Origin of the sequence: Metasolibacillus sp. FSL K6-0083, from assembly GCF_038630865.1 — a bacterium.
GTDB classification, from domain to species: domain Bacteria; phylum Bacillota; class Bacilli; order Bacillales_A; family Planococcaceae; genus Metasolibacillus; species Metasolibacillus fluoroglycofenilyticus.
The window spans coordinates 1,652,857-1,674,450 of record NZ_CP152046.1 but is presented as its reverse complement, the minus strand read 5'-3'; the positions used below and the strand labels follow the sequence as shown (position 1 = coordinate 1,674,450).

17 protein-coding genes and 1 pseudogene are annotated in these 21,594 nt (G+C 36.7%); 14 read left to right on the top strand and 4 right to left on the bottom strand.

Annotation, left to right across the window (positions count from 1 at the left end):
- Positions 1-6: 6 nt before the first annotated feature.
- From MHB51_RS07950 to MHB51_RS07925, 6 genes and pseudogenes are all read left to right on the top strand, one after another.
- Positions 7-1,533, top strand: a complete 1,527-nt coding sequence (locus MHB51_RS07950; protein ID WP_342559340.1) for a sugar ABC transporter ATP-binding protein — start codon at positions 7-9, stop codon at positions 1,531-1,533.
- Positions 1,506-2,516: an ABC transporter permease gene (locus MHB51_RS07945; RefSeq protein ID WP_342472963.1), complete on the top strand. Its 1,011-nt coding sequence runs from the start codon at positions 1,506-1,508 to the stop codon at positions 2,514-2,516. Before MHB51_RS07950 ends, MHB51_RS07945 begins: the two co-directional genes overlap by 28 nt.
- Positions 2,517-2,670: 154 nt before the next feature.
- Positions 2,671-5,739: an efflux RND transporter permease subunit gene (locus MHB51_RS07940; protein WP_342559339.1), complete on the top strand. Its 3,069-nt coding sequence runs from the start codon at positions 2,671-2,673 to the stop codon at positions 5,737-5,739.
- Between the two features lie 277 nt (positions 5,740-6,016).
- Entirely contained in the window at positions 6,017-6,781 is a 765-nt protein-coding gene (locus tag MHB51_RS07935; RefSeq protein ID WP_066169483.1) for a TerC family protein, read from the top strand.
- Positions 6,782-6,988: 207 nt separating this feature from the next.
- Positions 6,989-8,338, top strand: a complete 1,350-nt coding sequence (locus MHB51_RS07930; protein WP_066169486.1) for a TrkH family potassium uptake protein — start codon at positions 6,989-6,991, stop codon at positions 8,336-8,338.
- A 305-nt stretch (positions 8,339-8,643) separates the two neighbouring features.
- A pseudogene (locus tag MHB51_RS07925) lies at positions 8,644-9,228 on the top strand (transposase); the annotation flags it as partial.
- 210 nt (positions 9,229-9,438) lie between these two features.
- Here the strand turns inward: MHB51_RS07925 and MHB51_RS07920 are convergent.
- The gene (locus MHB51_RS07920) at positions 9,439-11,178 is read right to left on the bottom strand and encodes a B12-binding domain-containing radical SAM protein (RefSeq protein ID WP_107942181.1); all 1,740 of its coding nucleotides are present in this window, start codon (positions 11,176-11,178) and stop codon (positions 9,439-9,441) included.
- Between the two features lie 472 nt (positions 11,179-11,650).
- On the opposite strand from MHB51_RS07920, the gene MHB51_RS07915 reads away from it, so the two are divergent.
- Together MHB51_RS07915 and MHB51_RS07910 are read left to right on the top strand one after the other, a co-directional pair.
- The gene (locus tag MHB51_RS07915) at positions 11,651-13,054 is read left to right on the top strand and encodes an ATP-binding protein (protein ID WP_066169490.1); all 1,404 of its coding nucleotides are present in this window, start codon (positions 11,651-11,653) and stop codon (positions 13,052-13,054) included.
- 385 nt (positions 13,055-13,439) lie between these two features.
- Positions 13,440-13,886, top strand: coding sequence for a MarR family transcriptional regulator (locus tag MHB51_RS07910; RefSeq protein WP_066169493.1), 447 nt, complete (start codon positions 13,440-13,442; stop codon positions 13,884-13,886).
- Between the two features lie 248 nt (positions 13,887-14,134).
- On the opposite strand, the gene MHB51_RS07905 is transcribed toward MHB51_RS07910, so the two are convergent.
- The 3 genes from MHB51_RS07905 to MHB51_RS07895 form a co-directional block, all read right to left on the bottom strand.
- Entirely contained in the window at positions 14,135-14,824 is a 690-nt protein-coding gene (locus MHB51_RS07905) for a hypothetical protein (protein ID WP_342472961.1), read from the bottom strand.
- A gap of 64 nt (positions 14,825-14,888) precedes the next feature.
- Positions 14,889-15,500, bottom strand: coding sequence for a type II CAAX endopeptidase family protein (locus MHB51_RS07900; protein WP_066169498.1), 612 nt, complete (start codon positions 15,498-15,500; stop codon positions 14,889-14,891).
- Positions 15,501-15,711: 211 nt separating this feature from the next.
- Positions 15,712-15,888, bottom strand: a complete 177-nt coding sequence (locus tag MHB51_RS07895; RefSeq protein WP_066169499.1) for a DUF2187 family protein — start codon at positions 15,886-15,888, stop codon at positions 15,712-15,714.
- Positions 15,889-16,123: 235 nt separating this feature from the next.
- On the opposite strand from MHB51_RS07895, the gene MHB51_RS07890 reads away from it, so the two are divergent.
- The 6 genes from MHB51_RS07890 (at position 16,124) to pdxA (ending at position 21,511) form a co-directional block, all read left to right on the top strand.
- Positions 16,124-16,312, top strand: a complete 189-nt coding sequence (locus MHB51_RS07890) for a hypothetical protein (protein WP_066169503.1) — start codon at positions 16,124-16,126, stop codon at positions 16,310-16,312.
- 36 nt (positions 16,313-16,348) lie between these two features.
- Positions 16,349-16,534 (top strand): aspartyl-phosphate phosphatase Spo0E family protein, encoded by a 186-nt coding sequence (locus MHB51_RS07885; protein ID WP_066169505.1) that lies wholly within the window; start codon positions 16,349-16,351, stop codon positions 16,532-16,534.
- Between the two features lie 346 nt (positions 16,535-16,880).
- Positions 16,881-17,753, top strand: coding sequence for an NAD(P)-dependent oxidoreductase (locus tag MHB51_RS07880; RefSeq protein WP_107942184.1), 873 nt, complete (start codon positions 16,881-16,883; stop codon positions 17,751-17,753).
- Positions 17,754-18,124: 371 nt separating this feature from the next.
- Entirely contained in the window at positions 18,125-18,898 is a 774-nt protein-coding gene (locus MHB51_RS07875) for a DeoR/GlpR family DNA-binding transcription regulator (protein WP_107942185.1), read from the top strand.
- Positions 18,892-20,184 (top strand): four-carbon acid sugar kinase family protein, encoded by a 1,293-nt coding sequence (locus tag MHB51_RS07870; protein ID WP_342559338.1) that lies wholly within the window; start codon positions 18,892-18,894, stop codon positions 20,182-20,184. Before MHB51_RS07875 ends, MHB51_RS07870 begins: the two co-directional genes overlap by 7 nt.
- A gap of 313 nt (positions 20,185-20,497) precedes the next feature.
- Entirely contained in the window at positions 20,498-21,511 is a 1,014-nt protein-coding gene (gene pdxA, locus MHB51_RS07865) for a 4-hydroxythreonine-4-phosphate dehydrogenase PdxA (RefSeq protein WP_342559337.1), read from the top strand.
- Positions 21,512-21,594 lie beyond the last annotated feature (83 nt).

Genomic DNA, 21,594 nt, shown 5'->3' with positions numbered 1-21,594 from the left:
ATAATCATGAATGGTACATTACTAGAGATGAAAAAAATATGCAAAAGCTTTGGTACGGTAGATGTATTAAAAGAAATTGATTTTAAACTGAATGCTGGAGAAGTACATGCTATTCTAGGCTCAAATGGTGCGGGAAAGTCAACCCTTGTAAAAATGATTTCAGGAGCGTATCAAGCAGATTCAGGGGAGATTCTTCTAGAAGAATCTCCAATAAAATTTCAATCAACACAAAAAGCAAAGGAAATGGGTATTTCAATTGTTTATCAAGAATTTAGTTTATTTAATCATCTAAGTGTTGCTGAAAACATTTTTGCTGGCAGATATCCAGTAAAAAATGCAGGGATAAAAATAATTGATTATGACAAGCTTTATGCAGATTCGGATGAACTTTTAAAACGTGTTGGAGTCGATATTGATTCTAGGGAATTAGTTGAGAATTTACCTGTTGGAGAGCAACAAATAGTAGAGATATGCAAAGCTATTTCATTAGATGCAAAAATACTAATTTTAGATGAGCCAACATCTGCATTAAATGCAAAGGAAACAAAAAAGTTATTTGAGATTGTTGCACGTTTAAAAGAGAGTGGTGTAGGAATCATTTATATTACACACAGATTGAACGAACTATCAGAAATTTGCGATTGCATCAGTGTTTTTAGGGACGGAAAAAATATTGGGACATATAAAGTAAATGAGAAATCTATTAGTGAAATGGTAGATTTAATGCTAGGTGCAGTAAATAAGATTCATACTAAGGAAAAAATTGATAAAGTTAACCGAAAAAATGTTTTATCTATTCGTAACTTAACAACAAAAGACATAGAAAATATTTCTTTTAATTTAAAAGAAGGAGAAATATTAGGTGTTACAGGGCAAATGGGTTCTGGCAGAACAGAGTTGTTAAAAACTATTTTTGGGTATGACTATATTTTGCAAGGTGAAATAGAGTTAAACGGAAAAATATTTACGAATCCTAAGCAGCATATAATGATTCAAAATGGTATTGGCTTTGTAACCGAAGATAGAAAAAGTGAAGGTATTTTATTAGGACGAAGCGTCAGAGAAAACATTGTAGTTTCAATTATGAAGCAGATTACGAATAGATTTGTAATTAGCAACAGCAAGGAAGATAAATATTCAAAGCAAGCAATTAAACAAACAGGATTTTTCCCTAATTTACCAGATAAGGAAATAGAGTTTTTTAGCGGAGGAAATCAACAAAAAGCCATACTAGGAAGATGGCTTGTTATCGAAAATTTAAAAGTATTATTGTTAGATGAACCAACACGCGGAATTGATGTCGGTGCTAAGGGACAAATTTATAAATTATTAGAGGACATCTCCTCTAAAGGAATCTCATTAATTGTCGTGTCTTCAGATATTGAAGAGCTTATTCAAATTGCGGATCGGATTCTTATTATGGAAAAAGGGCGATTAGTAAATGAAATTTTGAATGAAGATTTAACAGTTAATGAGTTAACAACAGCAATAATGGAGGGAGCAGAATGGAAGGACAAGCAACTGTCGTCATAGAGCGAAAAGAGAGTAGATTGACAGATTTTTTAAAGAAAAATCGCAACATTTTAGGGTTAACAGGTGTATTAATTTTTTTAATTTTAATTTTTTCATTTATTGCTCCTAATTTCTTTACAACGTCAAATTTAATAGATGTGTTAAGACAGATGTCGATGATAGCAATTATTGCGATTGGAATGACAATGGTTATTATAACCGCTGAAATTGATCTTTCGGTTGGCTCATTGGTAGCTGCGAGTAGCGCGGTACTAGGTTACTTATCTATTACAATGAGTTTAAATATTTGGCTAGCGATTATTTTAACAATTATGCTAGGAGGAATAAGCGGTTGGACAATTGCGTTTTTACGTAATCGTTACGGTATTCCTACATTTATTACGAGTCTTGGCTGGTTATCAGTTTGGCGAGGTGTGGCGTATTTAATAACTGGTGGATTCCCAATTGCTCCATTTCCAGCAAGCTTTAGTTTTATAGGTAGTGGATTTATTGGTTCAATTCCATTTGTTGTGATTTTAATGGTTTTACTCTACGTGATATTTTACTTTGTTTTGGTGAAATTCCCATTTGGTCGATATGTATATGCGGTTGGAAGTAATATTAAGGCTGCTCAATTATCAGGTATTAACGTAGCACGTGTAAAAACATTAGTATTTGTTATTACTGGTATGTTGGCTGCTTTAGCAGGTATTATTTTGTCCTCACGTCTAATGTCTGGAAACCCAACTGTTGCAAACGGTTGGGAACTAGATGTTATTGCTGCTGTTATTATTGGAGGGACTAGCTTAGCGGGGGGAAGAGGTTCAATTGTTGGAACATTTATTGGTGCTTTATTTATTGCAATTTTAAGTAATGGAATGGTATTAATCGGCGTATCTTCCTACATGCAATTAGTTGTAAAAGGGTCGATTATCGTCATTGCCGTAATTATAAATGCAATTCAAATTTATGGTGTCAGAGGAATGCAAAAAGATATTAGTTAATAAATCAAACTAATCAAATACTTTTCTTTTTATTAAAACTAAGCACGGGCATAATTGCCTGTGCTTTTTTAGACAGGTAATCACGCACATCATGTCGAATAAATACGAAACAAGAAGGTGAAAATAGAGTAACTGAGATGAAGGAGTATTATGCATGAGAATAACTGAGTTTTCTGTGAAACGTCCTGTTTTTACCATAGTAACGATGGCGCTCGTTATCATTTTAGGATTTGTTTCACTGTTTAAAATACCTGTAACCCTTATACCTAATTTGAATCCGCCCATTGGTGTTGTAGTGGCAAGCTATCCTGCTGCTAGCCCGCTTGAGGTGAGTGAAAAAGTGACGAAGCCTTTGGAGAGTAGCTTGGCAACATTACCTGGTATTAAGCGGCTACAATCTACAGCGCAAGAAGGGGCTAATTTAACGATTATTGAATTTAGCTGGACGACTGATATGAATGTGATGCAGATGGAAATCATGCAACGTTTAGAAATGGTAACACTACCAGATGGGGTTGGAAAGCCGAGCTTTATGAAGTTCGACCCATCGCAGTTTCCGATTATTCAATTAGGCTTACAGGCAGAGAGCGCGGATGTCGATATACGACAAATGGCGGAGGCGTTAGAGCAGGAGCTGAAGCGAACAGAAGGCGTAGCGAGCATTAATGTATCAGGGAAAATTGTAGAGGAAATTAGCATTGTATTAGATGCTGGACAATTGGAAGCAAAGGGATTAACGCAAACAGATATTATCCAGCTTATTCAGGCTAATAATATTTCTTTGCCTGGTGAAACAGTATCTATAGATGGACAGCAATTAACAACGCGTATTGTTAGTTTGTTGACTTCCCCTGAACAAATAGCCGAGCTTATTGTTTCGGTGAATCCGTTGACAGGTGAAGCATTACTGCTGCGAGATATTGCCACAGTAGCGCGAAGCGAACAGCCGCAAACGACAATTACACGCGCTAATGATTATCCAGCACTATTAATTTCAGTACTCCAACAATCGGATGCCAATACGGCGCAAGTATCGGACGCCTTTCAAGAGGCTTTAGAAAAGCTATTGGCACAGCCTCAATATGCGGATGTTACAGCACATTTATTATTTGACCAAGGTGATTATGTGAGAATTGCCATTGATAATATCGCATCATCGCTATTATTTGGTGGTATCTTTGCAATGCTCGTCTTATTTGTTTTTTTACGAGGCTTGATTAGCCCTTTAATTGTCGGTATTGCAATTCCTTACTCAGTGATTGTGACGTTCGTTCTCATTTATTTTGCTGATTTTACGTTGAATATTATGACACTCGGGGCTCTTGCGTTAGGCATCGGGATGCTTGTGGATAACGCTATTGTTGTTATTGAAAATATTGAGCGTCATATGGCACTAGGCAAATCACCGAGAGAGGCGACTTTATATGGAACGAAGGAAGTAAGCCTTGCTATTATTGCATCGACATTAACGACGGTAGCTGTTTTTTTACCAGTTGTCTTTATTTCAGGCTTAATTGGGCAAATTTTCACCGAGTTTGCCTTGACGATTGCCTTTAGCTTATTTGCTTCGTTAGTTGTTGCATTAACAGTTGTGCCGATGCTAGCTAGTCATTTATTAAAGCCGAAAATGACGAACTTAATAGAGCGACGTCAGCAATCGAAATTTTATCAAGCTTATGAAAAACTTATTCGCTGGGGCTTATATAACCGAGCGCTCGTATTAATAACGACTGCATTATTATTTGCAGTGACTAGCTTTATGCTTTATCGTACGGGAACAGAATTTATACCTTCAACGGATGAGGGCTATGTTTCATTGCAAGTACAGTTGAAAAATGGCGCTTCTATCGAACAAACCGAGAGTGTCGTAGCGGATATTGAAGATTATATACAGCCGCTTCAGGAAGTGGATGTTGTCGTCAGCGTAATTGGTGGCAATCAGCAATCTATATCGCGCGGTACAGTTAGGGCAAACGAGGCAGAGCTTTACATTAAGCTTGTGCCAATTGCTGAGCGCAACAACTCAATTTTTGAGCTTGTTGAAGTGATGGAGCAGGATTTAGCAGCTATTATAGGAGAGCGTGCAGAAATGAAATTTTCATTAGCCTCATCCTCTGGTTCAACCCCAAATACATTGACATTTCGTGTTACCGATACAAATGAGGCGCGATTACAGGAAGCCGTGCTAGCGATTCAACAAGCTGTAGGAGAAATTGATACAGTGAGCGAAGTGACGACAGATTTAGATAGCATTGTAGAGGAGGTTCAGATAGAGGTAAACTCGAAGAAGGCAAAGGATTATGGTCTATTACCTGCTCAAATTGCACAGGCGGTAGGCAGCATGACACGCGGTCTTTATACGACGCAAATTATTGCAGAGGATGGCGTTGTACTACCTGTGACAACAGGTTTCGGTGATGCATTTAATACGAATATTGAAGCGTTAAAAAACATGAAGCTACGCACCCCAGCAGGTCTTTTTGTCGAATTAGAAGATGTTGCGACGATTGAGCTAGCGCAAAGAGCGACAGCTATTAGACGTTCAGACCAAGCTTCGGCTGTAGCCTTTTTCGTTAAATATGCAACGACGGAATCATTAAGTGGCATTTCATCAAAGGTTGATAAAGCAATCGCCACTGTAGCATTGAATGACGCAACACGCATAATATTTAGTGGAGATAGAGAGTTATTTGATAGTGCAAAAAACGATATGATATTGGCAATACTACTTGCGGTTGTTTTAGTGTATATCGTTATGGCAGCACAATTTGAATCATTGAAATATCCGTTCGTTATGCTATTTAGTGTGCCATTAATGGTGATAGGAGTCGCTCTCGCTCTATTTATGACAAATACGCTGCTTGGTATAACAGCAATTATTGGTATATTAGTGCTTGTAGGAATTGTTGTGAATAATGGCATTGTACTTGTAGATTATATTAATCAGCAAAAAGAGCAGGGACAGCCATCTTTTGAGGCGATTTTAAGCGCTTGTCGTGACCGCTTACGTCCGATTTTAATGACCGCTTTAACAACAATGCTTGGCTTAATTCCGCTTGCATTAGGTATAGGAGAGGGAACAGAGCTAAATCAGCCAATGGCGATTGTTGTGATTGGTGGATTATTCGCATCGACACTGCTCACTTTATTAATTGTACCGATTATTTATAGCCTAATGGATAAAGAAACACGCCATTTAAAGAAATCTGTTGCAAAAATATAGTATTTCACTTATACTAAGTACACATTAAAATATCCATTGACATTATGTCAAAGGGGAGTAGCTATAAGTATTGATAGGACTGTTGAATCTAACAGCAGCCTACAACTAACTTACTTCACATTCGTCATTACATGGCTCTGCCATCGGGTGTGATAGCAATGAAATTTGCTTAGCAAGACCTTTGCCTGCTTTTTAGGCATAGGTCTTTTTTGTTGCCTTAAAAAGGTATTCGAAGTGCATGAAAATGGGTATACAATAACTAGAGGAGGAACTGATGATGGAAGCAATCTTATTAGAATATGCATGGGTACTTTTAGTCCTTGTCGTATTAGAAGGTTTACTTGCAGCAGATAACGCAGTGGTTATGGCGGTTATGGTCAAACATTTACCACAGGAACAACAAAAGAAAGCACTATTTTATGGATTATTTGGAGCGTTTATTTTCAGGTTCGCAGCATTGTTTTTAATTACAGTTTTAGTGAACTATTGGCAAATTCAAGCGCTTGGTGCAGCATATTTATTATTTATCTCATTCAAACATATTTATGATGCGAAGTTTAAGAAAGATAAGGATGAGGAGCAGGTAAAGGAAAAGAAAGGCTCTGGCTTCTGGATGACTGTTGTGAAAGTAGAGCTAGCCGATATTGCATTCGCTATCGATTCAATGCTTGCAGCAGTAGCAATTGCAGTAACATTACCGCATTTAACAGAATATCACATTGGCGGTATCAATGCGGGGCAGTTCTCTGTTATGTTCCTAGGTGGTCTAATCGGTTTAATCATCATGCGTTTTGCAGCACAATGGTTTGTGAAAATCTTGAACAAGCTCCCATCACTTGAAACAGCCGCCTTTTTAATTGTTGGCTGGGTAGGAGTAAAATTAGTCGTGTTAACATTAGCGCATGAAAAAGTGGCATTAATCCCTCATGATTTCCCTCATTCAACGGTGTGGAAGGCGACATTCTGGATTGTGCTAGTTGCGATTGCAGCAGGTGGCTATTTCTTCAGTGTAGCAAAAAACAAAAAACAACAAATTTCTTAAACAATAAAAAGCAACTGTCGAGCAAAGAACAAAAACTTTACGGCAGTTGTTTTTTTATTGTTAGAATAGTTAATGAAAATTGCAGATAACTCACCAGTGAACATTTTTGAAAGAAGTTGAAATATACCATCACTTTCCTATTGCCCCTTTTCTTTTTTCGTTACATTGTCTATACTAATGACTACCTAAAGAAGGAAGGGCATTTAGATGAAAAAGAAAAAAAAGCAACTAAGATTAGTTACGCCATTCCAATTGCTTGTGTCGTATTATTTTATAGCAATTGCTACATCGTTTTTTTTGCTGCGACTCCCGGGGGTACATCGAGAAGGGATAGAGGTAGCTTATTTAGATACATTATTTACAGCGGTTAGTGCAGTAAGTGTTACGGGTTTAACTGTTTTTGATATTTCGGAAACATATACGACATTTGGACTTGTTATGCTTCTTATCGTTTTGCAGTTGGGTGCTATTGGCATTATGTCACTTGGGACATTTATTTGGCTGCTTGTTGGGAAGCGCATTGGTATGCGTGAAAGACAGTTGATTATGATTGACCATAATCAATACAAATTATCTGGGGTTGTTCAATTAATTCGTGAGATTGTAAAAATATTATTTTTCATTGAAGCTGCTGGTGCGATAATTTTAACTTTGCACTTTCAACGTTATTTTGATACGTGGCAGGAAGCTTTAATACATGGTGTTTTTACATCGATTTCAGCAACGACAAATGGCGGCTTTGACATTACAGGTATGAGTTTGCAGCCGTTTCATTTAGATTATTTCGTTCAATTTGTAACCATGCTATTAATTGTGCTTGGAGCAATTGGCTTCCCTGTTTTAATTGAATTAAAGATTTTTTTAACAAAAAAAGACCGGACATTCCGATTCAGTCTGTTTACTAAAATTACGACAGCGACATATGGGATATTATTTATTATCGGCTCATTAGGCATTCTAGCGCTTGAGAGCTTTCACTCATTTAAAGGGATGACTTGGCATGAGGCTTTATTTTCCGCCATGTATCATTCGGTATCGACACGCTCAGCAGGCTTGACAACCTATGATGTGCAAACATTCGGTGAGGCGACAGACCTTTTTATGAGCTTTTTAATGTTTATTGGGGCATCCCCTAGCTCTGTTGGTGGAGGAATTCGTACAACCACTTTTGCTATAGCTATTTTATTTTTAATTACGTATGCAAATGGTCGAGAAGAAATTCAAGTGTTTGGGCGGGAAATTCATATGATTGATGTATTCCGTTCCTTTGTTGTGATTACATTGGCGCTTTTCATGGTGTTTTTGGCTGCCATTATGCTGCTTATTTCGGAGCCTCATGCAACGGCTACACAGCTAATTTTTGAAATTACATCAGCGTTCGGGACATGTGGAATGTCACTTGGCATTACGAGTGATTTATCGACATTTGGAAAAATCGTTATTATGATTTTAATGTTTATTGGTCGTGTTGGGTTAATTTCATTTTTATATACTTTAGGTGGCAATACGAAGAAATTAAAATACCATTATCCCAAGGAACGCGTAATAATTGGCTGAAAAAAGGCTAGCCAGATTTTTCTAGGCCACTGAAAAAGTCCCCATGAATCGGTATTACGCTAAAACGGTTGATTTCCGTTCCGGGCGCACGCTTTCCGTGGGGCGGGCGGTGAGCCTCCTCGGTCGCTTCGCTCCACTGCGGGGTCTCACCTGTCCCGCTAATCCCACAGGAGTCGGCGCCCTACACTCCAATCAACGAAATAGCTTTCATAGAGATAAAATAATACTTTAAAAACAGCGACTCATTCCTAATTTAAATTGGGAATACATCGCTGTTTTATTATATAGTAGCGTTATCAAATGTAAAGAGTCAGGAAACAGGTATGGAAATTGACACAGTGATTGGGGATGCAGCTTATTCAGAGAAGGATAATATTCGCTATGCGAAAGAAAACGAGCTTCAATTAGTATCGAAATTAAATCCGCGAATCACACATGGAAGTCGTGCTAAAGAAGATGAGTTTGAATTCAATAAAGATGCAGGGATGTATGTTTGTAAAGCAGGGCATATGGCTATTCGAACAGCACGGACAGGAAAGAAAAACCAAGGGCAAAACCAAGCACAAACTTACTACTTTGATATTGAAAAATGTAAGGTTTGCCCGTTACGTGAAGGTTGTTACAAGGAAGGTGCGAAAAGTAAAACCTATTCCGTAACGATTAAATCAACAGAACATGAAGAGCAGGAAGCGTTTCAAAATAGCGATGAATTTAAAGAAAAAGCAACATCGCGCTATAAAATTGAGGCGAAAAATAGTGAGTTGAAACATAGACACGGGTATGAAACAGCCAATTCCGCGGGTCTATTTGGTATGCAGATACAAGGAGCAACAACCATATTCGCCATGAATCTCAAAAGAATTATAACCTTAATGAAGGGAGCAGAGTAAGAAATACCACTGAAAAAGGAGTTAATTCGTTCAAATTTGAACGAATTAACTCCTTTTTAACATTACATTCACTTATAAGTTGAAAAAACGTAAGTTTTTCAGTGGCCTAGATTTTTCTGGTTAGCCTTTTTTGAAGTTGCTAATAGAACAAAAAAGTTACCTAATAAATGATGAACATTTCAATCAAACAGCAGCGCGACAGCCTTTTTTCTACAGTGCCTTAATATCTGCAAAATAGGGTTGCTGACCTTGACGGAAATAAGTGAATAAATAGCCCTTGTGCTTTGTGATTTGACCATTAACGAAATCGCCATAAGAAATCGTTGCTGGAATGATGAGCGAGTGCTTGAATAAATCACGCTCGGTTATTCCCATTGCCGCAAACTCTTGTCCTGCGATAGCAGGGTTTTGGCGGAGCTGTGCATAAATATTTTTTTGCTCTACGTCATCTACTCGCTTATTCCACCAAATTTTACGCGGTTGGAATTGCTGCTCCTGTAAGTAATCAAGCTGCATAATATTTTGTACAATATCTAAATCGACGTTTGGTACTGTTTGTAAAAATTCTAGCAAGCGGCGGAACAGATCTTCTAGCTGATGCCCGATACGAGACCAGCCACGTGTTTCCCAATATGTACCGAAGCTTTGGAAAAAGTCAAACGGAGTTTCGAACACTTCAGTTACTAAATATTCAATTGTGAAATCCATACGATGAGCATTCCAATATTTCTCAAGTACGTCCTCGGCATGCTTAATACGAACGATATCATCAAACGTTAGCACATTATTTGAAAAAATTTCGTATGGGGCAATGTCGACGTATGTGTAACCGTATTTTTTAGCTTCTAGGCGTAGACCGGTCCCACGTAATAGCTTTAAAAACCCTAATTGCAATTCTTCGGGGCGCATGGCAAAAACATCGTTAAATGTGTCGCGGAAGGAAGCGTAATCCTCCTCTGGTAGACCAGCAATTAAATCTAAATGTTGAGCGATTTTGCCGCCTTCCTTGACCATCGTAACAGTGCGTTTTAATTTTTCAAAGTTTTGTCGACGTTTGACAAGCTCATTTGTTAAATCGTTTGTCGACTGTACACCGATTTCAAAACGGAACAAGCCTTTTGGCGCATTGTCATTTAAAAATTGAATTACTTCTGGACGCATAATATCCGCCGTTATTTCAAATTGAAACACAACGCCAGGCTTGTGCTCATCAATTAAAAATTGAAACATTTCCATTGCGTAGCTACGGCTAATATTGAAGGTACGGTCTACAAATTTAATTGTTTTCGCACCATGCTCCATTAAAAAGCGAATATCCTCTTTTATTTTTTCGCGATTAAAATAACGCACACCTACTTCGATGCTCGATAAACAAAACTGGCATTGGAAAGGGCAACCACGACTTGTTTCAATATATTGGATACGCTTGCCAAGATGAGGTAAATCTTCAGCAAAGCGGAATGGTGATGCGAGCTCACGCAAATCAATTTTTGCTGGTTGTGCGTGGATTTTTACTTTGCCTTCTGCTAAATAGCAAATACCACGTACATCTTCTAAAGGAATTTTGCCATTGAAATAATGCATTAATTCCTTAAAGGAAGTCTCCCCTTCCCCCATAACGATGAAATCAATTTCAGTATGATTTTTTAGCCAATGATGCACGTCATAAGATACTTCAGGTCCACCTAAAATAACTTTCGTATTAGGCAAAACAGTTTTTAACATTTTCACTACATGCAGCGTTTCTTCAATGTTCCAAATATAACAACTAAAGCCCACGATATCAGGCTGCTTTTGGAATAAATCTGAAACGATATTAAATGCGGGGTCTTTAATTGTATATTCAGCAAGCTCTGGTATAAATTCAGGGTAGGCACTTGCTTTTAAGTAGCGAATTGCTAAATTCGTATGAATATATTTGGCGTTTAATGTTGCTAATACAATTTTCATAATTTCTCTCCTCTTCACATTTATCCTTGTATTAACAGGCTGTAAGATTCCCACATAAAAATATGAAGTGGGAGGACGGTCTGTAAAACTCGAATAGTGAAGCTTCCAATCCCTACGGACAGAAGATTCACTTTATCATTGTAGCAGTGTATCAAAAAGGCGACAACTTACTAGTTTTTTGAGATATGTAAGTGAAAAGTTATTTGTTCAATTACAACTCTGTACCATCAAAACTTTTGAAAGATTCAATTTAATTTAGTTAAAATTTGGACACTTGCTCAATTAAATGTTAAATTAGTATTTAACTATAAGATAAAAAATATTTGCTAAATTAAAATAAAATGTCTTTATTGCTAAATAATTTTTCGGAAAATATAGAATATTAGGTAATAAAAATGTAATATAGTTAATAGGATATAAATAGCATACTAATTGATAGCGCGATTACTTTACAACAGGAGGTTCGTTTTCTTTGAGTTATATTGATATTTCTAAGCTTGATAGACTCTTTGACGAGTGTAAAGAGTCGATGATTGTCATGCACGAATCAGGTCAAATTCAAAAAATGAATCAAGAAGCAGCGCAGTTATTAAGTTGGAATCATATGGTAGAGCAGCTGATGCTTGATGAAATGTCCAGTGCAACATGGGATGCTTTTATGAAACAGGTGAAGTATTCAGGAATAGCGTTTTGTAATGTAAACATTATTGTAGAAAATAATACAATTTCTACTAGTGCATTTGGTTGTTATTTTGAAAAAGAACAATCCATTATCGTATGGCTAAGTCCAAATTTCAATGAGGACGAGTTATTCACTAAAGATATTCTATGCTCTATTATAGACTGTGCGTGCTACGATGCAATTTTGTCGGACAAGCAAGGCTATATTATAGGGATGACACAGGGTGCTTTAGAAATTTTAGGGTATAAAAATGAACAAACATATGAACAGTTGTTGTGCGACTTAGGCTTTTCAAAGCAGCAAATTTTTGAGTATCTTGAAAATATTGATCATAGCTCAACAGGCACTATCATTTTTGAGCGTAGTATTGCTGAGAAGGCAATGACTTATGAACTGACAGCACTCGCTATCAGTTCTACGAATATAATTGTTACAATATTTAAAGAGGTGACTGCTGAAATAAAGGACACACATCTGGAAGAAGAAAAAATACTGTCGAACTTAAACGAGCTTGTTGCGACAATTGTCCATGAAATACGAAATCCAATGACTTCTTTAAAGGGCTTTTTAGAATTATTAAAGTTGAATATGAGTGAAGATGGCAAGCAATACTTTTCAATTATTGATGCTGAATTTGAGCGCCTAGAGCTTATTTTAGAGGACTTCTTATATTTATCGAAGCCACCTAAATATGCGATGGAAGAGATTTCTTTAGTGGAAGCTATTCAACAAATTGTTGACCTTATGCAGCCACAAGCAATTCAAAGCAATATTTTATTAATGCTTCAATATTCTTTAGTTGATGAATTCAAAATGCTAGGGAATGAAGTGCGTTTAAAGCAGTTGCTTATAAATGTTATTAAAAATGCAATTGAAGTAATGCCATTAGGTGGAACTATCACAATTGCTTTAGGCTATAATGTGGAAGGCAATATTGAGTTAACTATTAAAGATGAAGGCTACGGAATGAGTGAGGAAACGATGCAAGGGTTATTTACACCTTTCTTCACTACAAAGAAGCAAGGTTCTGGGCTTGGTCTACCTCTTGTCAAGAAAATTATTGAGGAGCATAATGGCGATATTAATGTTTGGAGCAAGGAAGGCATAGGTACAGAATTCACCTTTACGATTCCTGTTGATCCATATAAATATGTAATGAATATTCCATTACATGAATCGATAAGCCTAACTTGATGATTTCAGAAAGAGGCTGCGGTAAAGTCAGATACCAGTCTGATTTTACCGCAGCTTCTTGGTCGTAGTTATCAATACTAAGAGAAAGTATCTATTAAATTACGCTATCTTAAAAGCCCTATTTTTAGAAAATAAGATTAAAAAATTGGACAAGGCTCTCAAGCAATAGCTATAATGCTTTGTATATATTATCTTGCTTCAGCAATGTTTTTTCAGCATGCAATTTAAAAACATGCTGAAGCAGGATAAAGCCCCGAGCGAATGTCACAGGTTTTTAAAGATGGCTGGATGACGAAAAATAGTCAGTCGTTGTTACAGAAGGTGACGTTATTGGATAAACGATAGCTTGCGGAGGCGTAATTGATTTCAGATAAGGATGGATTACATGGCTTCAGAAGAAATTAAACAATCATTAAAATTATTTATTGTACTATCACGTGCGTATAAAGCAATTAATGAAATAACGAATGACTTTTGCCAAAAAAGCGGGTTGAATCAAACTGAATTTGCGGTATTAGAGCTTTTATATCATAAAGGGAGACAGCCATTACAGCATATTGGGAATAAAATATTATTAGCAAGTGGCTCGATTACTTATGTGGTAGATAAGCTTGAAAAAAGAGGGTACTTAAAACGTGTATCTTGTGCAGAAGATCGCCGTGTAACGTATGCGGAAATTACAGAGGCAGGCTCCGACTTTATGGCAGAACTATTTCCTCAGCATGAGAAAAATTTGCATGAATTAGTAAGTGTATTATCCCCAGAGGAAAAGGAGCAAGCAATTGAGCTACTAAAGAAATTAGGCTTATCAGTGAAAGATTTATCATACTAAAGGGAGGCGTCTGAAAAGACGTTCACTTTAGTGTTTGCCACCTTTTATTCTTTTTTAGTTAATATTTTAATAAAAAATAATAAAGGGCGTGTCTGAAAAGTTATTTTGAGACACGCCCTTTGCGATGAGGATAAGGATAGTGGCGATTTATTGTGATTACTGTAGGAGTACATCTTCTATGTGTCGAAAGCAAAGGCTGTCCAAAATGCCGGCTATGCTCGGCTTTTTGGACAGTCTACATCTTTTCATTATTTAATTGTTAAGCCCATTTGTGCTAACGCATCTTTTAAATCGGCTTGATTATCAAAAATCGTTAAGCGAATAAAATTATCGGGCAATTCATATAAAAGCGTCAGTACCGTTTCGCCTTCCAATTCTACGTAAAATGTCTGCATATTTGTAATTTGCTCATTTAATTGAATCGGAGATAAATCGTATTCACTATAGCCCTCTTCAGGAGCAATGGCATTTACTGCATCACTTGTATTTGTGAGTAATTCATCAAATGCTATGTCTGCTTTTGGAAACGCTTCGATACGCATTGATACATCTGGATCGATATCCGCCATTACGATATCTCGACCGGGCTCTTCAGCAGTAATTGTAAAGCCGTCCATTAAGTTTATAGAATAATCTTGCTGAGGGCTTTTTACATTAATTGTTGAACCTTTTATTTCCTGATTATTGGATTTATACGTAATTGATTGCGCGTTGCTAGATGAATTTTCTTCTGGTGTGCTGATTTCTGAATTTTCTTCTTCATCCTCATTTTCTTCTACTGTACCATCAACGTCTATTTCCTCTTGATTGTTAGGTTCTTCATTTGTTGCACCATTCGAATCAATGTTTGGCGATGGTTCTTCTGTTTTTGACTCTGTATTGCATGCTGCTAATAATAGAGCAGTTAAAATAGAGAGAATTAATAAATATTTTTTCATTTAACATTCCTCCTTACAGTATAAGGACGTACTTAATTAAAATAAGTTTCCTGCAAAAAAGCAATTATGTGAGTGGTAAAACTAAGAATAATAATAAAACAAAGACAACATGAGATACAATAATTAGCGGTAAGCTTTTTTTCCATTCATATAGAGCGCCCCATAATAGCCCTGCAACAAAGGCTGCGATTACACCGGGGATGAAGCCACTAATAGCGACCGAAATAGAGAAGAGGGCAGCAGTAATAATAACCGCATAGCTACTTTTAACAAATCGCTTTAATTGTTGTTGAACAAAGCCCCGCCAAAACATTTCCTCTCCAACAACGATAATAAAGATAAGTAGTAAATAATGCCAAACTGTAGATGGTCCATATTTTCCTAAGAAGCTAGCAATTTGTTGCGAAGTATTCGGACTTATTAGTGGCAATATTAAATAGCCTGCTTTGACGATACCATATGTGATTGTGCCATAACCAATACCGAATATTAAATATTGCCATGTAGGTAAGCTATCTTCAAATTTTTCTGTTACGAGTGAAATGGCAATACCGACTAATAAAGTGAATGTGTATAAATACCAGAAAATCGTTTTTTCAGAAAATGTATAAAACAGCATTGCGTACATGAAAATTAAAGAAAGCAACAGTACTGGAGCTTGTTTAATGAATTTCATAAAATGTATCAACCTCCTAACGTAATACTAACAAAAAAACTCCCCTTCATCATCAATTTTATGACGAAAGGGAGTTTTTCTAAACAATGTAGGTATAGTAATTGTAAATAATGCCATAATATAATACTAAACAAGGCTTATAAGAGCCGATTGTAGCAAACCTTGTGGCATTCGATAAACATATTGAAACAGCAAAGAAACATGTGCTGAATCAAGATAAAATTTTATAGCGTTTATGGTTAACGACTGTTTTTTCTTCTATTTCTAGGTCCGTGAAATTTTCCATAATGGTTAAGTCAACGATAACAGAATTCTCATTTACTTTTTCAACAATACCTTGTAAGCCATCCTTAAATTCAATGATATTTCCAACTTCGGCAATTTTCACAGGCAGTCAACTCCTTTAATGACTTCATAATTCACGTCATTACCATAACTGTTTTTAAGAATAACATAATAATAGTATAGAAATCAATTATATCGGTAAGGCTTGTATTATTTTACTAAAATGTGTTAAATAGAGCTGTATTTTGTAGGGAAATATTGTATAATAGCAATAAAATGATTTTAAAGTAAATGAACCTGGAAAAAGAAATTTATTTTGAAGGAGATATGAATTTTCCATGGAAGTATATAGAAAAATGATTAATGATTTAAGAAATCGGGAAGTACAATCAATAGAAATAGAAAAAAGTGATTTTTTAGCTTTTCGCCAAATTTTAGTAAGTGAGCCTGATTTTAAACATTTTAGAGGAGAGGCAAAGCAGGGAGGCAATATTATATTTACTTATTTAGATATTGCTAGAACATAGGCAAGTTATTTGGATCAATGAATAGGGGGGACAAAAGTGGAGGAAGGTATTTTAAAGCAGCTTGAACGCACGCGTGAACAGATGATTCGTTCGGGGATTGAAAACGGACTGCGAAATGCCAAAACAATTCGCTTGAGTAGACAACTAGATCGATTGATGAACAAATATGCAAAGCAAAAGCAAGAAAATCAAAATATGTTAGATGATCAATTAATGAATTAAAATATAATTTTTATAAATCATGTTTAACTTTATGAAATCGTGGGAATAGTATGAATGAACACAGCAACATTCTCATTTCCCCCTTTTTGAGTAGAAGCAAATTCAAGCTTCTGCTCTTTTTTTGTTTAGCTACTATAATAATTCCTCTTTTTGCAGTACAGTATAGAGGAGAGAATTGTCCAAAAAGATATAACTATTTTTAGCGTAACAAAAATTTACTTTTTATTGAATGTCTATCTTTTTTAGATGGCGAGCATTTCTACAAAATAGAAAAGAGTTGTTACAAGAAGCGGGATGCTAGCCTGCTTTTTATGACAAGCCTAGAAATTATGAGGAGGATTTGATTATGGCAACAATTGGGTTTATTGGAACGGGTGTTATGGGGGCGAGCATCGTTAAGCATTTATTAAATGCTGGACACGAAGTAACTGTTTATTCAAGGACAAAAGCAAAAACATTGCCGTTAATAGAGCTAGGGGCGGAATGGGCAGATTCACCCGCACAGGCGGCGGTAAACAAAGAGGTTATTTTTACAATGGTCGGTTATCCACAAGATGTAGAGGAAGTGTATTGCGGAGCTAACGGTATTTTATCAACGGCGAAAAAAGGTGCAATTATCGTAGACATGACAACATCTGAACCAACGTTAGCCAAAAAATTGTACACGCTAGCACTAGAAAAGGGTATACATAGTATTGATGCACCGGTATCTGGAGGCGATATTGGAGCGCAGAACGGCACGCTATCAATTATGGTTGGTGGTAATCAAAATATTGTGGAGTCGATTCGCCCAATCTTAGAGGCATTCGGAGGAAATATCGTATACCAAGGACAGGCTGGTGCAGGTCAGCATACAAAAATGTGTAATCAAATCGCTATTGCAGGTGGAATGCTAGGCACATGTGAAGCCATTATTTATGGTTTGCAGGCTGGTTTGACGATGGAGGAAGTATTAAAATCGATTTCATCAGGAGCAGCTGGTTCATGGTCACTTTCCAATTTAGCGCCACGTATTTTAAAAGAAGATTTAGAACCAGGCTTTTATATAAAGCATTTTATAAAAGATATGAAAATTGCTTTAGATGAGGCTGAAAAAATGAATTTACAATTACCGGGTTTACACTTAGCGAAAAAAATGTACGATGTTTTATTAACAGAGGGATATGGGGACAAAGGAACACAGGCATTAATCAAATATTATCAAATGCATGCTAATTAAATGAATGGGAGGAGAGCTATCCGAAAAGCGGCGCGTTGGCGCACTTTTCAGATGGCTCTCTGCTGTTTTGTTGGAATTTGTCACGATTCAGCAGAAAACTCTCACCTTCACAGATGGCGAGATGAATGCTTTTATTCAGTGAGTGTTCAAACATCTGCCGAATCATGATAAAGCCCCCGGCGGATGTCACAGATTTTTTCGAGCTTGCTCGAAAAATCTGGATGCAATTACGCCGAGGCGTAATTGATAGTATTATAAGATAAAAAATATGTTCGAAATGAACATATAAATAAAAAACTATTGATTATTTTGTTTGAAACGAACATAATATAATTATTAGTTGTTCGAAATTACCGAAGGGAGTACTTTTTATGCAACCAAAAGATCGAAGAGAGCTGATTTTGGAACAATTAAATGTCAATGAGAAAATAGAAATCGATCAGTTAGTGGAGCAATTAAATGTTTCCGCTATGACGATTCGACGAGACTTAAATATTTTAGAGGCAGAAGAGAAAATTATTCGCACACACGGTGGTGCGGTGTTAAACAAGCCTCTTGTTAACGAAGTTTCATTTCAAATTAAAGAAACAAAATATAGCCAGCAAAAAAAGCGAATTGCTCAAACTGCTTTGCAATATATAAAGGATCATTCTACGATTTTGCTCGATGCAGGAACAACAAATTTGGAAATTGCAAAGCGTCTAAAAGGTAAGCGTAATTTAACTGTTCTAACAAATGATATACGCATTGCAGTTGAATTGATGGATTCGGATATTAAGGTAATAGTGACTGGTGGAGAATTACAAAATAATACAGGTGCAATTTTCGGTCCTTTGACAGAGCAAGTATTGAAAAATATTCATGTAGATCAGTTTTTCTTAGGCTCCCATGCGGTTCATATAGATGCTGGAATTACTGCGCCAACATTTGAAAAGGCTTCTATGAAGCAATTAATGATTGAATGTGCTGAAGCAACTTTGCTTGTAGTAGATTCAAGTAAATTTGATCAAAAATCATTAGCAAAAGTTTGTGATTTATTTAGCATAGATGGAATTATTACAGATGACGGAATACCAGCTCATTATATGGAAACATTAAAAGAGAAATGTGAAGTGATAATTGCAGAAGGAGGGGAAGAATGGTGAAAATTGGCGTCATTGCAGATGATTTAACAGGAGCAAATGCAACGGGTGTTCGTTTGACAAAATCAGGATTTCAAACATCTACGATGGTACATTTTAATCAAATGCCTCCTCATACACAGCGTTCGGTTTGTGTAGATACGGATAGCCGATATGCAGATAGTAATGTAGCAAAGATGCGCGTTTCAAAAGTGCTTGAAAACTTGTCTGCATGGGGAGTAGAAGTTGTTTGTAAAAGAATTGATAGCACGGTAAGAGGAAATATTGGTGTCGAGATTGATACGGTACTTGATTACCTTGGTGAAACAGCAATTGCGGTTATTGCACCGTCCTTTCCAGATTCGGGACGTGTAGTGTCTGGAGGCTATTTATTGGTAAATGGTATACCTTTACAAGCAACTGACGTAGCAAAAGACCCTGTGGCTCCTTTAACGCAATCTTACGTACCAAATATTGTGGAAAAACAAAGCAAATATAAAGTCACCCATCTAGGTTTAAATATCGTGCTAGAAGGCGAGAAAACATTAGCGCAAGCCTTCGAGCAATCAATCGCTGTAGGAAGTCGCGTTTTTGTAGTAGACGCAGTGATAAACGAGGATATTGAAATAATTGCGAATGCTATGGCAATGTTAAAAAATCAACAAATGATTCCATGTGACCCAGGTCCATTGACAGCAGCATATTCAAAAGCCTATTTCAGTAATGCGTTATCTAATAAAAAATTTATCGTAACAGTGGGGAGCGTGACAACGAATAGCGCAAATCAGCTCCATTATTTACTTGAAAAAACAGATGCACAGCCAATTTATGTGGAAACAGCACAATTAACTGGAAGTGTGGAGCTTTGGGAACAGGAAGTACAAAAGGTTGTCGATATGGCGCTCAAGGAAATGCAGCAGCAGGAAATTATTATTATCACTACTTATATTCCCGGCTCAGAGCCATTAAATCTAAAGGATATTGCACAGCAACAAGGTATGACCCAGGAATTTTTAGCTAAAAGAATCGCGGATGGTTTAGGGAAAATTACAAGACTTGTCATTGAAAAAAGCGAGTTTGAAATTGGCGGTTGCTTTTCAAGTGGTGGTGATGTTACAGCCTCCATTTGTTCAATTGGCGGAGCAGAGGGTATTAAATTAAATGATGAAGTATTACCGTTAATTGCCTATGGCCAATTTATTGGGGGACATTTCGATGGTATCCCACTTGTAACAAAAGGCGGTATGGCAGGCGATAAAAAGGCGATTTATACAAGTGTACGCCATTTAATTGCCATGTCATCTAATTAACTTAGATGCTGGTGATGGCGTTTTAGTATAAGGTTTAGCGGTGTTTCTGCTTAGTGAAAGAGAAGAAGCAAAAATTTTTTTAATAGAAAGTCAAGTGTGTTGATTATATAAGTATTGTCTATAAATTAGCGTGTTTTTTAGGGAGAAACGCTTTTTATTAGGCATTTACCGAAATAAATTCGTTGAAGCCGCATCACGAGGAAAGCGACCCCTCAGTTGAAATTAATGAATTGTTAAGTATTATTTGTAAAATAAAGGTTAATCAATACGCATGATAAAAAACTTTAAAGCGAAAAATTAGGAGGAATAAAACATGGCAAACGAAAGAGCGATTATTGGGATTCCAATGGGAGATCCAGCAGGCATTGGACCAGAAATTACGATGAAATCTTTAACAAAAGCTGATATATACGATGTGTGTAAGCCGCTCGTAATTGGCGACACAGCAGTGCTTAAAAAAGCAATTGCAATCGTAGGAGCTAATTTGCAAATTAATGAAGTAAATAAACCATCTGAGGGCAAATATGAGCTTGGTACCGTAGATGTGATTAACTTAAATAATATTAATATTGATGAATTACAATATGGCGAGGTGTCGGCGCAAGGTGGGCAAGGGGCATTCGAATATATTAAAAAAGCGGTGGAGCTTGCCATGGCGGATGAAGTACAAGCAATTGCAACAACACCTATTAATAAAGAGTCTTTACAGGCTGCCAAAGTCCCATATATTGGACATACTGAAATGCTGGAAGATTTAGCAGGTTCACAGGACCCATTAACAATGTTTGAAGTAAAAGGAATGAGAATTTTCTTCTTAACTCGTCACCTTTCATTAAAGGATGCAATTGACCAAATGACGAAGGAGCGTGTACGTGATTATTTAATTCGCTGCGACAAGGCGTTACAACGCTTAGGTGTAGAAAATCGCCGCTTTGCAGTAGCAGGCTTAAACCCACATAGCGGTGAAAATGGATTATTTGGTTGGGAAGAAGTAAAAGAAATTAAACCGGGTATTGAAGCTGCTGTCGTGGAAGGTATTGATGCAGTTGGTCCAGTGCCAGCGGACTCTGTATTCTTCCAAGCATTAAACGGAAAGTATGATGCGGTATTATCTCTTTACCATGACCAAGGACATATTGCAGCAAAAATGACAGACTTCCACCGTACAATTTCCATTACAAATGGCTTGCCATTTTTACGTACATCTGTTGACCACGGTACGGCATTTGATATCGCAGGGAAAAATGTTGCTGAAAGTGTCAGCATGGAAGAATGTATTAAAGTTGCAGCACAATATGCACCTAATTTTACAAAAAATAATTTATAATTTTGCATTTAGATGGCATTCTTCTCGATGAGTGGAGCTGTCTGAAATATTATTTTCAGATAGCTCCATTTCATTGAACAACA

Excerpts from the sequence above, each read along its gene's own strand:
- MHB51_RS07950 (WP_342559340.1), top strand. The coding sequence starts at position 7 with ATGAATGGTACATTACTAGAGATGAAAAAAATATGCAAAAGCTTTGGT.
- MHB51_RS07945 (WP_342472963.1), top strand. The coding sequence starts at position 1,506 with ATGGAAGGACAAGCAACTGTCGTCATAGAGCGAAAAGAGAGTAGATTG.
- MHB51_RS07940 (WP_342559339.1), top strand. The coding sequence starts at position 2,671 with ATGAGAATAACTGAGTTTTCTGTGAAACGTCCTGTTTTTACCATAGTA.
- MHB51_RS07935 (WP_066169483.1), top strand. The coding sequence starts at position 6,017 with ATGGAAGCAATCTTATTAGAATATGCATGGGTACTTTTAGTCCTTGTC.
- MHB51_RS07930 (WP_066169486.1), top strand. The coding sequence starts at position 6,989 with ATGAAAAAGAAAAAAAAGCAACTAAGATTAGTTACGCCATTCCAATTG.
- MHB51_RS07920 (WP_107942181.1), bottom strand. The coding sequence starts at position 11,178 with ATGAAAATTGTATTAGCAACATTAAACGCCAAATATATTCATACGAAT.
- MHB51_RS07910 (WP_066169493.1), top strand. The coding sequence starts at position 13,440 with ATGGCTTCAGAAGAAATTAAACAATCATTAAAATTATTTATTGTACTA.
- MHB51_RS07905 (WP_342472961.1), bottom strand. The coding sequence starts at position 14,824 with ATGAAAAAATATTTATTAATTCTCTCTATTTTAACTGCTCTATTATTA.
- MHB51_RS07900 (WP_066169498.1), bottom strand. The coding sequence starts at position 15,500 with ATGAAATTCATTAAACAAGCTCCAGTACTGTTGCTTTCTTTAATTTTC.
- MHB51_RS07890 (WP_066169503.1), top strand. The coding sequence starts at position 16,124 with ATGGAAGTATATAGAAAAATGATTAATGATTTAAGAAATCGGGAAGTA.
- MHB51_RS07880 (WP_107942184.1), top strand. The coding sequence starts at position 16,881 with ATGGCAACAATTGGGTTTATTGGAACGGGTGTTATGGGGGCGAGCATC.
- MHB51_RS07875 (WP_107942185.1), top strand. The coding sequence starts at position 18,125 with ATGCAACCAAAAGATCGAAGAGAGCTGATTTTGGAACAATTAAATGTC.
- MHB51_RS07870 (WP_342559338.1), top strand. The coding sequence starts at position 18,892 with ATGGTGAAAATTGGCGTCATTGCAGATGATTTAACAGGAGCAAATGCA.
- pdxA (WP_342559337.1), top strand. The coding sequence starts at position 20,498 with ATGGCAAACGAAAGAGCGATTATTGGGATTCCAATGGGAGATCCAGCA.